Source organism: Furfurilactobacillus rossiae DSM 15814, assembly GCF_000428925.1.
In the GTDB taxonomy this organism is placed as follows: Bacteria; Bacillota; Bacilli; order Lactobacillales; family Lactobacillaceae; genus Furfurilactobacillus; species Furfurilactobacillus rossiae.
The window spans coordinates 17,553-30,021 of the sequence record NZ_AUAW01000007.1 but is presented as its reverse complement, the minus strand read 5'-3'; the positions used below and the strand labels follow the sequence as shown (position 1 = coordinate 30,021).

Here is a 12,469-nt window from a genome sequence, read left to right as displayed (position 1 = left end):
CAATTATGAATGATTGAGTTAAATTAACTCACGATTATTATTGTCGCCGACTTGCGCGTAAGCCTAATCCATGCTATATTACTAAAGTTGATTATATGTAACTATGACTCAGCAAATGACTCATGGCAAAGGAGATATTACAATGAAACAAGGCATTCATCCAGATTACCACCAGGTTGTGTTCATGGACTCAACCACTGGCTACAAATTTATTTCTGGTTCTACTGCTACTTCTCAAGAAACAACTGATTGGGAAGACGGCAACACTTACCCATTGATCCGTGTTGAAATCACTTCTGATTCACACCCATTCTACACTGGTAAGCAGAAGTTCACTCAAGCCGACGGTGCTGTTGACAAGTTCAACAAGAAGTATGGTTTGAAGTAAGCAAAATTGAATCAATCTTAAGCTCTTGTCTGCGACTTTACGCTGATAAGGGCTTTTTTTATTTTTCCATGTGCAAATTAAAATTTGTAGGGATAAGATAAAAAGGCACTAATATTTAATTCAGAAAGAGGTATTTATGGATTCAACGGCAACTAAAGTACCACGCTTCGTGTTGTTCTCAATTTTAGGAACAGCGTTACTTTCATTTTGTGGGATTTTAACAGAAACATCGATGAACGTCACTTTTCCAACACTCATGCGGCAGTTTCACATTTCTATTGGTGCTGTTCAATGGCTCACAACTGGGTACCTGCTTATTGCATCATTGGTGATGATTATGGCGTCATATATCCACAAACGGTTTACGTTTAAAGCGACATTCGTCACGGCACTTGTATTGTTTGTCATTGGTTTGGTGGTTTGTGCGGTGGCCACGTCTTTTCCAGTTTTGTTGATTGGACGGTTAATTGGCGGAATTGCGACCGGTTTATGTACGCCGGTGATGTTCGGTATTATTACGCAGTTTGTTCCCAGCGCTAAGATGGGCCGTTACATGTCGATTGGTGGCATGATTTTGGGCTTTGCGCCAACTGTGGGACCTACATATGGCGGTTTGGTGCTGTACTATATGGGTTGGCGAATGATTTTCTGGATTGTGTTACCGATTGTGGCCGTTTCGTTCCTGTTTGGATACTTCAATATTCGCCAACGTGTCGGCACTCAACAGGCGCACTTTGATACGCTAGGATTTACGTTGATTGCGGTGGCGTTTGTTACCATTTCCTTGGGTTTCAACGATGCATCCAAACATGGTTGGAGTAGTCTTGGATTCTGGGGGCTAGTCCTGGTTGGAATAGTTGCTCTGGTTGGTTATGGCTGGTGGGCGACAAGGACGGCTCAGCCGCTGATCAATATTGCGATTTTCAAACGGCGAACCTTCGTGCTCAGCTTTTTAACGTATTTGAGTCTGCAATTGAGCAACATTGGCTTGGGCTTTCTTTTGCCAAACTACGCACAGCTGGTCATTGGGGCAAACGCGATGAAGGCCGGGTTACTCTTACTGCCAGGTAGTGTTTTACGAACGATATTGATGCCACTCGGTGGTTCCTTGCTGGATCGTCGCGGACCGCGCGTGCCTATTTTAACAGGACTCGTATGTTTGATAATTGCGATGGCTGGTTTTGTGTTGAACGCTGACCATCTGTCCGTGGGCTGGATTATCGGCATTTACATTATTTATAGTGTCGGGTTCTCCATGACCTTTAGTAATACGTTGGCAAACGGCATGCAGCAGTTGTCGCCTAAACTTATTGGGGACGGTAACGCGGCATTTAATGCCATTCAGCAGTACGCTGGTTCTATTGGAACCGCCGTGATGGCGACGGTTGTGGCAATCAGTCAAAATCAGGCGGGCAAACTGTCTTCGGTTGAGGCCACAGCACGTGGTGGCCTGCACGATTTCATCATTTTGTTAGTGCTCACGATTATCATGATTGTACTAGCTAGTTTTAATTTCAAATTTCAACAGCAGGATAAAAAAGCTTAATCTGTTCGACAATTTCGTTATTTGTTCGGTTTAATCAAAAATCCCGGCAGCCGTGAAAACATGGCTGTCGGGATTTTTAAGATTATTAAGTTAATGGTTTAATCTCGTAACGAGCGGGTGTTAAACCTGAACAAAACTAGATTTAATGCAACAATCACGCCGGTTGACAGGAACACGGCCCCGTAACCAAACGCGCCAGACACAGTTGAGCCAATCATGGGGCCAACGATGCTTCCCATTGCCATGAATGATTGATTCCATGAAAATACTCGACCGGTGGTGGAAACAGGGGAGTTTTTTGCCAATAACGTTTGGACGGCCGGCATCATCGTGGCGTCGGAAATACCAATCAGAAAACGGAGCCCGCCTAGCTCCCAAACGTTTCGAACAAACGCCATCGGAATGAATACACAGATGGCAAAGACGAAACCGATGGTTAAAATACGTTCCGTGCCGATGCGGTCACCTAACACGCCTAAACGTGGTGCGGCAATGATGGTTGCAATTCCTGGAATAGCGGCTACAAGTCCGGCTACTAAGGAAACAGAGCCTTGACCGTGGAGCAGTTGCCGAACGTACAAACTAAGAATTGGACTGATAGACTGGTTGGCAACTTGAATGATCATGGTGGTAATCAGCATGCCCAAAATGATTTGGGGATGTTTGAAGGAATGAATAACGTCCTTTGTTGAATTTGCTGCGCCTTTTTCAACGGGTGTGAAGTGTTCATGTACAAACAACCAGCTTAGGAAAAAGACGATCAGTAACAAACCGCCTGTAATGAAGAAAGTTAAACGATAACCGAAACTGGCTGCTAATGTCCCACCGAGCAATGGGCCCAGTAGGTTGCCGGCGGTGAAGCCGGTAACTAGTGTTCCCAACGCTTGACCGGAGTGTTCTTTTGGCGATTCTGTAGCTACTAAGGCATTAGCGTTTGAAATGTAACCAGAAAAGACACCTTGAATAAAGCGAAGGCCAATCAGTTGCCAAACATTGGTTACAAGTCCCATAGCACCAAGGACAATAGCCATTCCCAGTGATGCTCGCAAAATCATCAGTTTGCGACCCTTACGATCAGCGAGTCGGCCCCATAATGGGGAAACAATAGCAGTAACTAAATATGTAGCGGAAAAGGTGATCCCTGAATAGAAATTAAGCTGAGCTGTTGAAAAATGGCCGAGCGTATCAATATACAGAGACATAAATGGCATGATTTCGCTAAATGCCATGCCGGCAATAAATGTGCCAAACCAGAGGACAAAGATATTTTGTTCCCACGGTAGGCGTTTACGGAAAAGCTGCTGTTTAAGATGTTTGATCAATCGATTTCCTCCTTGAGTAGCACTTTACTTTAACTTAGATGGGTAATGTGGTATTTTTTCGTTAGCAAATAAATAACAAGATAATATTCTACACCTATTTTGTTAGGCATGATGACAAACGTTTAGGTGGTAAATACAGATGTTACGTTGAAGGGAAAATTTAATGGCTCAAAAAAAGCATCGAAAAGGATCATCTGTTTGGCGGTGGCTTCGCGGCATACTATTTGTTCTTCTAGTCGCGGTGTCGCTGGTTCTGATTTTTAATGGTCCCATCACCAACTGGTTGGTCAAAACATACCGGCCAACGATCACGCGTACGGATGTCAAAAAGAATGAAAAGACTAAGGGCAATTATGATTTTCGCAGTGTGAACTCATTAGATTTGAAGACCGCTGCCCAGGCGCGTGCTAACCATAAAATTAGGGCGATTGGCTTAGTTGCCATTCCGTCGATCAAATTAAATTTGCAAATTGTTAATGGTGTGTCAGATGCTGATCTGGCATTAGCTACTGGGACCCTGAAACCAGATCAAGTAATGGGTCAGGGCAACTATGCCATCGCTGGTCATCGCATGGATCAAAAGGATGCCATGTTTAGTCCGTTATTTTGGAAGAGTCGAGTGGGTCAAAAGATTTATTTGACGGACTTAACCCATGTTTATGAATACAAGACTACGGAGCGAAAGTTTATTAAAGCGACCCGTGTTGATGTTGTGAATGATGTGCCTGGTCAAAAGCTCGTCACGTTGATTACCTGTGATGCGACGGGGGCCAATCGTTTAATGGTCCGCGGTTCGCTAGTTCGTAGCTATGCTTGGAAGGACGCTCCTGAGGCGGCACTAAAAGGGTTCAGTTACAAACAAAAGGTCGAAACGATTGCATCATAATTCCTGTTTAGACATTGTGATGCTGCCGTTGCGTCAGTGAGAAGCGTCATTCCGGGGGACCGGTCTCAGCCCGCGTTGCGGTCTTCGACCTCGTCTTTGAACCCAAGCCCAGTTTTCAAAGCGCGGTCAGCATTGAAATCAAGGTATGAAAGTGCTGTTGATTCGGTGGGCTTTGCCGAATTTACAGCACGGACGGTCGCGAAGATTCGGGGGTAGCGAGGCTTCGCGGCGAGGTGAGAGACCGTGAACTTCGGGTTCGAACCGGTCCCATGCCAGAATTTCAGTGCTGACCAACCGTAGGCGCAAGGTTCATATCCATCCCTCAAAAAACATGCAAACGAAAAATGACGCTGATTCTCGACTTAGAGAGTCAGCGTCATTTCTGCCAGTAATAAAACGATGTTGAGTTAGTGATTGGCAGCGACAACCTTGTCCAGCCAGTAAGGAAGGACCTCGCTGAGCTGTCGGTAAGTCAACGCGAAATTATGGGAGTACCAAGGGTCCGGAATCTCTTGGCCAGTCTTACCAGGAACAATCTCGTAGGCCATGTGGACCTTTGACAGGTCTTCAGCAGGCGTTAGTTGTTTTAAGTTGGCCAGGTTTGAACGATCCATTGTAATAATCCAGTCGGCCCAAGCCAAATCTTTGGCGGTGATTGGCCGCGAATGAAGTCCATCCGCACTCAAGCCATGTTCGGCTAACATATGGACGGCTCCAGGATGCGGGGGATTACCTTCTTCCCAGCTACTTGTTGCCACAGAATCAACATTGATCTTCTCAGCTTGTCCGGCTTCCGCCACTAAATGGCGAAAAATCACTTCTGCCATCGGTGAGCGGCAGATATTTCCTAAACAGACAAATAATACATTTTGCATAGGTTCCTCCAAATAAATGACGTGCTTAAAAGGCTTGTTTATAGTAGTTCCTGCGTTTATTTTGCCGTGATTGATCGACTAATGCAAGCTTAGTGAATTTTTGATTATGTCGCTCACATGGTATAATCTGTTTCGACTGCAATAGTAGTTTGCAGAAACAAGTTGATGATTAGCGCAATTTAATAAATTAAGTAATTATGGATTCCATAACATCAACACTAGTATCCAGAGATGCGCATAGTGTGCGCAACGAGAGGTAAAAGATGAAAATGCAATTAGCTGAAATCGCAGCAGCGGTGGATGCACAAAATGATTTGGGCGATTGGGCATCAGTAACGGTGACATCCGTTCACTTTGACAGTCGTCAATTAACGGCAGGGGCCTTGTTTGTGCCACTTCCTGGCGAACACGATGGTCACGAATTCATTGCTGGAGCACGTGCACACGGCGCTGTTGCCAGTTTATGGGCAGTTAGTCGGGCTGCTGAAGCACCGGCTGACTTTCCAGTATTGCTGGTTGATGATCCGTTAACTGCAATGCAGGCGTTAGCCAAACATTGGTTGTCGAAAATCAATCCACAAGTAGTGGCGATTACGGGTAGTAATGGTAAAACAACGACAAAGGATATGACTGCTAGCGTTTTAGGAACGGAATTTAATGTCGTCAAAACGTATGCTAATTATAATAATGAGGTTGGTGTGCCATTTACTGTGTTATCGATGGATGCCAACACTGAAGTGTTAGTCGTTGAAATGGGTATGGACCGGTTTGGTCAGCTCGACTTTTTGAGCAAGCTGGTTCAACCAGATGTAGCTGTAATCACAATGATCGGTGAAGCGCACATTGAATTCTTTGGTACCCGTGACAAAATTGCCGATGCCAAGTTAGAAATTACGCACGGTCTTAAGGATGACGGTCGGTTTGTGTTTAATGGTGACGAACCATTGTTGACGGACCGGGCAGAGAATGTGCCAAACGAACATGTGACGTTTGGTCAACAGAGTTCCAATCACTTATATCCGACGAGTATTGAACAGGACAACGAGTTCCACCAAACGACGTTCAAGGTCAATGCCTGGCCAGACGAAACGTTTAAGATTCCGTTGTTGGGTGATTATAACGTCAACAACGCATTGGCTGCCTTAACAGTGGGTCAGTTGTTTCACATTCGGACGGCTAATTTAGTTAAAGGACTGGCCGAAGTTAACTTAACGTCTAACAGAACAGAATGGTTGACGGGTTTAGCTGGCGAAGCTATCTTAAGCGACATCTACAACGCTAATCCAACGGCGATGAAGGACGTTTTGACGATGTTTGGCGATACACCTGCAGCGGGTCGGCATGTTGCCGTTCTAGGTGATATGTTGGAGCTCGGTGATAATGCTGATGAATTACACGCATCGGTTGCTGAGGCTTTGGATCCGACAAAAATTCAAATATTGTACCTGATTGGACCACACATGAAGGCACTGGCGGACACGGTGGCAGATCGCTATACACCTGATCAACTGCATTATTATGAGAATGATCAGAAAGCGCAGCTAACGACCGATTTAATGGCCGATTTAACTGAGAGTGATGAAGTGATGCTTAAAGCAAGTCATGGCGAGCATTTAGAGACTGTTCTCAATGCGTTGCAAAACGGCGTGACACAGGCTTAGGTGGGCGGATCTGCCAGGTTTGTTAATTAAGTTTAATGGCTGAGTTAATACTCTTAGTTGCCAAACGAGCGCTCACGCGTTAAACTATTACAGTTGCGTTTTTTAGCGTATATGAACGAAAATTGAATAACACACACAAGAATAACAAATCAAAACGGGCATCCCCACGCTTTAGCAGACGGATTTTTGCTAGTGTCGATGAAACCTTTTGATTTGAGGAGGAACTAATTTGAAGTTTGCAGAACTAGGCCTTAACAAGGCGCTATTAAAAGCCATTGATGACAGTGGCTATGAAGAAGCTACGCCAATTCAGGCAGAAACCATTCCGTTGGTTATGCAGGGATTGGATGTCATTGGTCAGGCCCAAACAGGGACTGGTAAAACGGCTGCGTTTGGGTTACCAATCTTGGATAAGATTGATACTGAAAATCCAAACGTCCAGGCATTGATTGTGTCACCAACGCGTGAGTTGGCGATTCAAACTCAAGAAGAACTTTACCGCTTGGGTAAGCACGAACATGCCCGTGTTCAAGTTGTTTATGGTGGCGCAGATATTCGCCGTCAAATTAACAGCTTGAAGAACCACCCACAGATTGTTGTGGGGACTCCAGGCCGGTTACTGGATCATATTAACCGGAAAACGGTTCGTTTGGATCACGTTCAGACATTAGTGTTGGATGAAGCCGACGAAATGCTTGATATGGGTTTTGTGGATGATATTGAAAGTATCATCAAGCAAGTTCCGGAACAACGTCAAACATTGCTGTTCTCAGCTACCATGCCTGATAAGATCAAACGGATTGGGGTTCAGTTCATGAAGGAACCTCATGAAGTACGGATTAAGGCAAAGGAACTGACCACTGATTTAGTTGATCAGTTCTATGTGAAATCAAAGGAATACGAAAAGTTTGATTTGATGACACATCTGTTTGATGTGCAGGATCCGGACTTAACCATTGTCTTTGGTCGCACGAAGCGTCGAGTTGACGAATTGTCTAAGGGATTAGAAGCCCGTGGCTACAATGCCGCTGGGATTCATGGTGATTTGACACAACAGCGTCGTTCACAAATTCTTAAACAATTCCGTGATGGTAAGCTAGACATTCTGGTTGCAACCGATGTTGCGGCCCGTGGTCTGGATATCTCCGGTGTGACTCACGTTTATAACTATGATATTCCACAAGATCCAGAAAGCTATGTTCACCGGATTGGCCGTACTGGTCGTGCCGGTCACCATGGAACAAGTTTGACGTTTGTTACGCCAAACGAAATGGATTACTTACGTGAGATTGAAAAACTCACCAAGGTGCGGATGCTGCCCCTAAAGCCACCGTCAGTTGCCGAAGCTTTTGCTGGTCAATTATCAGCTGCTGAAAACAAGGTTGCGGACCTGGTTAAAGAGACAGATACATCCAAGTTCGATAAAGAGGCTACCGAGTTACTGGATCGTTATGATGCAGAAGAATTGGTTGCTGCTTTATTGAGTAACTTGACGCCTGGTGATGAACACGATACGCCAGTTCACATTACGCCAGAACGCCCATTGCCTAGTCGTCATGGTGGCGGCCGGGGCAATGGCCGTGGTGGCCGTGGTCACGGTGGTTATCGTGGTAATAACCGTAATGGTCGTAACAACCGGAACTCACGTGAACGTGAAAATGGTAACCGTGGTCGTTTTGATCACAAGTCAGGTTCCCGTAACAACAGCTCACGTAGTAACAGTTCCCGGAATGGCGGGAGCAGCAATCATGGCGGCAACAAACATGGTTACTCAATCAACCATAAATAAGGTAATAGTTGCATGAGTTAGTCTGAATGACTAATGCATTGCAGGGTGAGGATTCAGCGACACGTCAGGTGGAGCTGAATCCTTTTTTCATAGGTCGTTTTTTCACTGTGTCAGTATGCTATAATTTCCGTTAGACGTTCATGAACAGTGAATTTGCTTAACCACGCGTTGTGGTGTGATTAAGTTTTGCGGAGGTTCGGATGATTTACGGAACGGGCATTGATTTAACAGAAATTAATCGGATTCAAACACTACGGCAACGTTTTGCTGCATTTGTTCCCAAGGTTTTGACACCTGCGGAGCAAGACGTTATGAATAAGTTGAAAGGTCAGCGTCAAAATGAATTTTTGGCTGGCCGTTTTTCTGCTAAGGAAGCTTATAGTAAGGCTTATGGGACAGGGCTAGGCAGTGCCGTTGGTTTTCAAGATGTTGAAATTCTGGATGACGATGAGGGCAAACCGCATCTTACCAAACAGCCGTTTGACGGACCAGCTCATATTTCTATTTCGCATACTGAAACACTGGTCATGACAGAAGTTATTTTAGAAACTGTGGATTCGACACGGTAATATGAAAGAAGCGATTAATACGGTACCTGCACAGATTATTGGTTTACACCGACCAACGGTGGCCCACGTCAATTTAGCGGCCATCCGGCATAATGTAGAAGCAGAGTTAAAACGGACTAAGCCAGGTACGGAAATGTTTGCGGTTGTAAAAGCGAACGGGTACGGACATGGCCTTATCGAAGCCGGTCAGGCATGTTTGGAAGCAGGCGCAACAGGTTTGTGTGTGGCGATTTTGGACGAGGCACTGACGTTACGGGCGGCAGGCATTACCGTACCGATTTTGGTGCTCGGCATCACTCAGCCACAATGGGCTGGTCTTGCTGCTGAGCAGGAAATTTCATTAACAGTGGGTGATTTAGATTGGTTGGCGACAGCCTTGCCGCTACTAGAGGATGCCCAGGCTGCACCATTGAAGATTCATCTCGGTTTGGATACGGGAATGGGCCGCATTGGTTTCCAAGAACCGGCTGCTTTAAAAACGGCTGTCGACTTCTTGAGGAACCATGAAGATGCGTTTATTTTTGAAGGGATTTTCACACACTTTGCAACGGCTGATGAACAGGATACAACGTATTTCAATACGCAGTGTCAACGGTGGCAAGCGTTTATGGCAGTTCTACCAGAAAAGCCCCGCTATGTTCATGTTTCGAACACAGCGACGTCATTATGGCACGATGCTTGTAATGGGAATATGATTCGCTTTGGTGTCGGCATCTATGGATTGAACCCGTCTGGCGGCTCAATCACATCACCTTATCCATTAGAGCCAGCGTTGTCGTTAACGACTCAGTTTGCGTTTGTCAAACATCTAGCGGCGGGCAAATCAGTCAGTTATGGTGCGACTTATACGGCTAAGGAAGATGAATGGGTCGGCACTTTGCCAATTGGCTACGCTGACGGGTATCCACGGCGAATGCAAGGATTTCACGTGCTTGTTGACGGGCAATATTGTGAAATTATTGGACGTGTTTGTATGGATCAGTTGATGGTTCGTCTGCCACATGAATATCCAGTTGACACACGTGTAACGTTAATTGGTCAGGATGGTGAACAAACGATTACAATGCAGGACGTTGCTGATTACGCTGGGACGATTCATTATGAAATCGCCACCACCTTAGGCATGCGGGTTCCGCGGGTGTATGAAAACCGGTAAGCATCGGTAAAACGGAATATTACATTTCTGAATTGCAAACGACATTCTGTGGGCTTCATGATAGAATGGGTTTACAAAGTTGATTGGTAGTTGTAAAAATGCGGGGGAGTTAGCCATGGCAAGTGATGCACATCAGGTCCCAGTGAGTTTTAACGATACAACACTGACGGACCTTAAAGCATATTGTGAATTTTTTAGTGTTGATCAGGACCAGCTAATTAACACTGTCTTGTGCCATTTTTTAGAAAACCATGAGTCTGCTGATTTAAACAAGTTAGCTCAGGGCTACTTAGCTATGGGTCAACTGAATGAAGAAATCGCAGATGAGTTTTCTGCGTCTGAGGCAGAGGCCTCCAGACTTGACCAATAACCGTAACGGGTTAACATTGGTTTAGGAGCTGAATGCTCCGACTACATATTTTGAAGAGGGTGTCCCAATTGGCAGCAGTTGAAGTTAAACGGGGCGACATATTTTACGCAGATTTATCCCCAGTCGTGGGATCTGAACAGGGCGGCATGCGCCCTGTTTTAATTGTGCAAAACAACATTGGGAATCATTACAGTCCAACGGTGATTGTCGCCGCTATTACAGCAAGAATAAGTAAACCAAAAATGCCGACACATATCGGTATTCCGGCGGATCAAAACGGAGTGGGCAAGGATTCAGTTATCTTGCTTGAACAAATTCGCACGATTGACAAGCAACGTTTACGCGATCGTGTGACGCACCTCGATAATGGCGCCATGAAGCGTGTTGATCATGCGCTTGGTATCAGCGTTGGTTTAGTTGAACGAAATTAAATTTAAAAACGAGCATTCATGAGTTTCCAATTCTCATGGATGCTCGTTTTGTGTTCGGGGCAATTTTTCGTGGTATTGCTTTCGCCTTCGGTTGGCCGCTTTCGAAACCGATTGTGGGACCGGTTCAAGCCGAAAGTGCACCGTCTTTCACCTCGCCGCAGAACCTCGTGAAAGGCCGAGTTTTTGCGACCGTCCGTGATGTAAACCCGAAAAAATGCATTCGGATTAACATCACCTTCACAATCGGTTTCAACGCGGCCGCCCTACGGCTGATGTAACAGTAGGTTGCCACTAAAGCGACAAATGCTGTACGCAAATACGAATTACAAGCTGTGCATCGACGACCAGACCGTTACTGCATTCCCAACGCTGAGTGAGAATAGCGAACGTTTATCAAATAACGTTCTAAAAATGGCGCTCTTTCTTAATGGCGCTTTGAAATTGTTGCCGGTTCTTTATGATTGCAAAAGGGGTAGTGAAGTTACTTAACTTTAGTAGCTGGAAGGCGTCAGTGTTGAAACCGACTGTGAAGGCGGCGTTAATTCGGTGAACTGTCCGAATTTAGGCCGCGGACGAGCTTTGAGACTTCGGGTTATGAAGGCTTAAAGTCGAGGTGGAAGACTGCGGAGCAGGCTGAGACCGGTCCCCACAGGAGGTTTCAAAAACTGACAACTGGAAGCGGACGGGTAAAACACTGCAATTAAATTTTTAGGAGTAGCATCCAACAAAAAATCAGGTAACAGACTGACGCTTTCGTCAATTTGTTACCTGATTTTATTGAATAGTCATCCAACGGGCGGCTATTCTGTTTTTAAGTTTTCAACTTCCGACACACGGAACTGTTTGCGATTTAGCGCCTTGATGATTTTCTCGCAACGTTCTTCGTCCACATCGGCAGGAAGGGTAAACAACGTCCGGTGAACTAGTTCGCCAGCCTGCACGTCCAAAGTCATACATGAAGCGATAGACGTGTATTTAGTAATGATCTTCGACATGTTTGTCAAATCACCGCGTTCACCTTGTGATACGACGGTTAAAACATAACTCCCAACGTTGAAGTTCCAGCTTTGTGACAGCATGTCCAGCAGTCGAGTATGGGTTAAAATACCGTAAAAGTAATTGTTTTCATCCAAGACAGCGATGTAAGGCAAATCTTTGATTGAGAAGAACACCTTGAAAAAGGCATCGTTGATGGAAATAAACTTAGTCGCATTTTTTAATAGTGTTGTTACAGGGAGACTCATGTCACCACCACGAGACTTATGACGGTAAATGTGCATCTTATAGATGTTACCGCGGAAAATTTTGCCAGTTTCGTCTAGAATGGGCACACAACGAAAACCTGAATCTTCAAGAACCTTAAGTGCTTCTTCCAGTGACACATCTTCGCGGACGGTCGTGATGCTCTCGTAGGGTTTAACGAGTGTTTTTAATAACATAGATGTTCCTCCAAAAAATTAAAAAATGATAAGAATA

Annotated in this window: 13 protein-coding genes; 10 read left to right on the top strand and 3 right to left on the bottom strand. The window is 45.2% G+C overall.

The genetic code is table 11. The annotated features are described in order from the left end of the window. The first annotated feature begins 142 nt into the window (after window positions 1-142). Both G400_RS0105970 and G400_RS0105965 read left to right on the top strand, forming a co-directional pair. Complete coding sequence (locus tag G400_RS0105970) at window positions 143-388, top strand: type B 50S ribosomal protein L31 (protein WP_017260504.1); 246 nt, start codon at window positions 143-145, stop codon at window positions 386-388. 136 nt (window positions 389-524) lie between these two features. After that, window positions 525-1,934, top strand: coding sequence for a DHA2 family efflux MFS transporter permease subunit (locus G400_RS0105965; RefSeq protein WP_017260503.1), 1,410 nt, complete (start codon window positions 525-527; stop codon window positions 1,932-1,934). Window positions 1,935-2,032: 98 nt separating this feature from the next. Here the strand turns inward: G400_RS0105965 and G400_RS0105960 are convergent, their stop codons facing one another. Then, window positions 2,033-3,256, bottom strand: coding sequence for a multidrug efflux MFS transporter (locus G400_RS0105960; protein ID WP_017260502.1), 1,224 nt, complete (start codon window positions 3,254-3,256; stop codon window positions 2,033-2,035). Window positions 3,257-3,419: 163 nt separating this feature from the next. On the opposite strand from G400_RS0105960, the gene G400_RS0105955 reads away from it, so the two are divergent. Next, window positions 3,420-4,142 (top strand): class A sortase, encoded by a 723-nt coding sequence (locus tag G400_RS0105955; protein ID WP_017260501.1) that lies wholly within the window; start codon window positions 3,420-3,422, stop codon window positions 4,140-4,142. A gap of 407 nt (window positions 4,143-4,549) precedes the next feature. On the opposite strand, the gene G400_RS0105950 is transcribed toward G400_RS0105955, so the two are convergent. Continuing rightward, window positions 4,550-5,017, bottom strand: a complete 468-nt coding sequence (locus G400_RS0105950; RefSeq protein ID WP_017260500.1) for a low molecular weight protein-tyrosine-phosphatase — start codon at window positions 5,015-5,017, stop codon at window positions 4,550-4,552. Between the two features lie 263 nt (window positions 5,018-5,280). On the opposite strand from G400_RS0105950, the gene G400_RS0105945 reads away from it, so the two are divergent. The 7 genes from G400_RS0105945 (at window position 5,281) to G400_RS0105915 (ending at window position 11,271) form a co-directional block, all read left to right on the top strand. Beyond that, a complete protein-coding gene (locus tag G400_RS0105945) occupies window positions 5,281-6,678 on the top strand; it encodes a UDP-N-acetylmuramoyl-tripeptide--D-alanyl-D-alanine ligase (protein WP_017260499.1) in 1,398 nt (465 codons plus the stop codon). Window positions 6,679-6,907: 229 nt separating this feature from the next. Then, window positions 6,908-8,467: a DEAD/DEAH box helicase gene (locus G400_RS0105940; RefSeq protein WP_017260498.1), complete on the top strand. Its 1,560-nt coding sequence runs from the start codon at window positions 6,908-6,910 to the stop codon at window positions 8,465-8,467. Between the two features lie 200 nt (window positions 8,468-8,667). Further along, window positions 8,668-9,036 (top strand): holo-ACP synthase, encoded by a 369-nt coding sequence (gene acpS / locus G400_RS0105935; protein ID WP_017260497.1) that lies wholly within the window; start codon window positions 8,668-8,670, stop codon window positions 9,034-9,036. Between the two features lies 1 nt (window position 9,037). Continuing rightward, entirely contained in the window at window positions 9,038-10,192 is a 1,155-nt protein-coding gene (gene alr, locus G400_RS0105930) for an alanine racemase (protein WP_017260496.1), read from the top strand. A 115-nt stretch (window positions 10,193-10,307) separates the two neighbouring features. After that, complete coding sequence (locus G400_RS0105925) at window positions 10,308-10,562, top strand: hypothetical protein (protein ID WP_017260495.1); 255 nt, start codon at window positions 10,308-10,310, stop codon at window positions 10,560-10,562. Window positions 10,563-10,630: 68 nt separating this feature from the next. Further along, a complete protein-coding gene (locus G400_RS0105920; RefSeq protein ID WP_017260494.1) occupies window positions 10,631-10,993 on the top strand; it encodes a type II toxin-antitoxin system PemK/MazF family toxin in 363 nt (120 codons plus the stop codon). 35 nt (window positions 10,994-11,028) lie between these two features. After that, window positions 11,029-11,271, top strand: a complete 243-nt coding sequence (locus tag G400_RS0105915) for a hypothetical protein (RefSeq protein WP_017260493.1) — start codon at window positions 11,029-11,031, stop codon at window positions 11,269-11,271. Between the two features lie 522 nt (window positions 11,272-11,793). Here the strand turns inward: G400_RS0105915 and cbpA are convergent. Then, complete coding sequence (gene cbpA / locus G400_RS0105910) at window positions 11,794-12,432, bottom strand: cyclic di-AMP binding protein CbpA (RefSeq protein ID WP_017260492.1); 639 nt, start codon at window positions 12,430-12,432, stop codon at window positions 11,794-11,796. Between the last annotated feature and the right edge of the window lie 37 nt (window positions 12,433-12,469).